We start from the raw sequence: 2,927 nt of genomic DNA on the forward strand, positions 1-2,927 counted from the left end.
CGACAAGCCCAAACCCTTCAAATGGACCAAAACCGCCGAGGACATCCTCACCCGGGAACGCCGCGCTCTGAACGCGCTCGATGAAATTCGCGGAAACAGGTAGGAAGTGTCAGACTCAGAACACTAGCGTCAAACGCCGGGCTGGTTTGGTTGTGGCAACCGCTTTTGTCGCGGCGGCGGCGCTTTATGCCTGGGCGGGGCCCAAGGACGCGGCTGATTGGCCAGTCCTGACTGCCGCGCACCCGGTCGATGTTGCGCATGGTGCGGCGGGCACCCCTGTTTTGGGGGATCATGCGGCTTATGACCTGTTTTCATGGATGAGCTTTGTTGCGCTGAATTCGTCCCCCGATGGCACAGTGCTTGGGAAGACCGGCGACAACGAAACCCTGTGGTCCAGTTGGATGGAGGACTTTCAGGTGCTGGTTACGGATGGTCAGACGCCGCCACCATGGGGCACTCCAATGCAGGTGCCTGCCGCCTGCAAGGCAGTCTCGGGCGCGCAAGATGTAAGCCGCGTTATAAGCCATACGGCCAAGATGCATGGAGTCGTCGGTCTGTTCGACCAAGCGCAGGCGGGGCCTTTGATCGACCGAAACGGTGCCTATGTACGCTATGAAATTCTGATCAACGCGCCGATGTATGACTATATCCGCGACAACGGGCTTTACACTCAGGCGGGTCTGAACGCGTTTGGCCAGATCGACTTTCCGGCAGGATCGCTCGACACCGGGCAAATCGGGGCAATCATGGTCAAGGCGGCGTGGAAGGTTCTGGGCGTGGGCGATGATCCGACCCGCTTTCACGTCTCGCGCGCCTATGTGGTCGACGAACAGGCGAATACCTGTGCGCCAGAGCTGCTTGGCCTTGTCGGCTTTCATATCTCGACCAAGACGAAATCCGCGCCGCAATGGATTTGGTCCACTTTCGAGCATGTCGACAATGCCCCGGACAAAGGTGAAGCCCGCCCCGGCGGGCATTACAATTTCTACGATGCCGATTGCGCGTCCCGCCAACCAACCTCAAGCTGTGTGCCCAATGCTTTGCCCGAAACGCCGTGGAACCCGCAAAATCCGGGCCAATATTCCGTGCAGGTGGAACGTGTCACACCAATTGATCCGCAAACCGCCGCCATGACCGCAAGCTTCCAGCAGGCGTTGCGCGATGTGAATCCAAATTCGGTCTGGGCAAATTACATGCTGGTCGGAACGCAATACCCGCAACGGCCCACGGACCCGACCGACCCGCAGGGGCGACCGTTTCCGCCTTACCTAGCCAACACAACGATAGAGACCTTTTTGCAGGGCGACACACCCCCGGTCAGCTCCAGCTGCATTGCCTGCCACAACCGCGCGACGGCAACTGCAAGCGCAAAGCCGTCCGATTTCACCTATATCCTGTCACGCGTGACCGCAAAGGACTGAGCGTTGCGATGAGCATCCAACCCCCATCCGCGTTTTTCGATTTGTCGGCTTTGCTGACGGGCTTCACTGTGCAGACGCTGGAATTTGCTCAGCAAAGCGCGGATTTTTTTGGCGTGTTCGACGAAATTTATGGCTCTGGTCACATGGCGAAACTGCTGTCGGTTTATGACGCGCACGTGCAGGCTGGCGACGCGCCGAATGATATTGGCAAAGCGATCCTTGACGCTGGCAGCCCGGTTGAAGATACCGCGCGGGCGCTGATGGCGTTTTGGTATTTGGGGCAGGTTGCTCCGCTTAATGACCCGGAAAACCTGCAAATCCCCTCTGGCAACCACTATGCACAGGCGCTTGTCTGGCGCGCGGTTCAGGCCCATCCGACCGGGGTCAGCACGCAGCAATTCGGCTACTGGGCAAACCCGCCTGCGCCGCTGAATGATTACCTGTAGGGGGCGCGAATATGGGAGCCAGCACCGATTATGACGTCGTGATTGTGGGCGCCGGAATTGCGGGTGCTCTGATGGCCCGAGAACTGGCACGGCAAGGTGTGCGGGTGCTGATCCTTGAATCCGGGCCGCGCGACCGCGACGATCGCAAGTCGTTTCACGAAACCTATCTGACCGCCACCGCGAAGCTGCCGAATACACCCTATCCGCCGTATTGGCACGGCAATGACCCCGCGCATGACCCGAATGAAGAAGCCGCGCCGCGCCCGATGACCGCAATGACATTCGCATGGCCCGGCCTGACCGAATTTCAGAAATGGAACGGATCACCGGCCAAATTCGTCGCCTTCAATCGGCAAAGCTACCTGACCTATACCACCACCACTGAATTGCCGTTTCTCTCGACCTATGAACGCATGGCCGGCGGCACGACATGGCATTGGTTGGGAACCTCGCTTCGGTTTACCGAGCGGGATTTCAAAATGGAATCGACCTATGGACAACTGGTGGACTGGCCGATCACGCTGACGGAACTCTATGACGACTACGCGCGCGCCGAAGATGCTATCGGTGTTTCGGCGGATGTCGGCGATCAGCGTGCGCTAGAGCCGTATCTGGGCCCGCAATTCCCCAATGGCTATGAATATCCGATGAGGCGCATCCCCATGAGCGTGTCGGATCAGGCTCTGGCGCAAACGCTTCAGGGGCTGCAATTCGACGGGCAGGACATGGAACTGACCTGCACGCCGCAGGGCCGCAATTCCGAATACCGCAATGGACGTCCCGCCTGTCAGGGCAATTCCAGTTGTATCCCGATTTGCCCGATACAGGCGAAATACGATGCCACCCTGACGCTGCAAGAAGCGGAAAGCACCAATTTTGTGACCACGGTGACGCAGGCTGTGGTCAGCGATCTGGACATCGACGCGAACGGGCAGAGAAACGCGCGAAAGTTGGTGATGCCCTGAGGGGCGGCATATCATGGCGGTGTTCAGACGCCGTCAATTCTCAGTCGAGAAAGGGATATGCCACATGCCAGAGACTACCATCACTGAACTGCCCG

The 2,927-nt window shown here is 58.8% G+C and carries 3 protein-coding genes; all 3 read left to right on the top strand.

Features of this window, described 5'->3' with window-relative positions; genetic code table 11:
- Nucleotides 1-152: 152 nt before the first annotated feature.
- From ROE7235_RS19150 to ROE7235_RS19160, 3 genes are read left to right on the top strand one after another with little or no spacing between them, the layout of a single operon-like run.
- The gene (locus ROE7235_RS19150; protein ID WP_147434283.1) at nt 153-1,421 is read left to right on the top strand and encodes a hypothetical protein; all 1,269 of its coding nucleotides are present in this window, start codon (nt 153-155) and stop codon (nt 1,419-1,421) included.
- Between the two features lie 8 nt (nt 1,422-1,429).
- Entirely contained in the window at nt 1,430-1,867 is a 438-nt protein-coding gene (locus tag ROE7235_RS19155) for a sugar dehydrogenase complex small subunit (protein WP_121097563.1), read from the top strand.
- Between the two features lie 11 nt (nt 1,868-1,878).
- Nucleotides 1,879-2,832, top strand: a complete 954-nt coding sequence (locus ROE7235_RS19160) for an FAD-dependent oxidoreductase (RefSeq protein ID WP_121097565.1) — start codon at nt 1,879-1,881, stop codon at nt 2,830-2,832.
- Nucleotides 2,833-2,927: the final 95 nt, after the last annotated feature.

Source organism: Roseinatronobacter ekhonensis (genome assembly GCF_900499075.1).
In the GTDB taxonomy this organism is placed as follows: Bacteria; Pseudomonadota; Alphaproteobacteria; order Rhodobacterales; family Rhodobacteraceae; genus Roseinatronobacter; species Roseinatronobacter ekhonensis.

Excerpts from the sequence above, each read along its gene's own strand:
- ROE7235_RS19155 (WP_121097563.1), top strand. The coding sequence starts at position 1,430 with ATGAGCATCCAACCCCCATCCGCGTTTTTCGATTTGTCGGCTTTGCTG.
- ROE7235_RS19160 (WP_121097565.1), top strand. The coding sequence starts at position 1,879 with ATGGGAGCCAGCACCGATTATGACGTCGTGATTGTGGGCGCCGGAATT.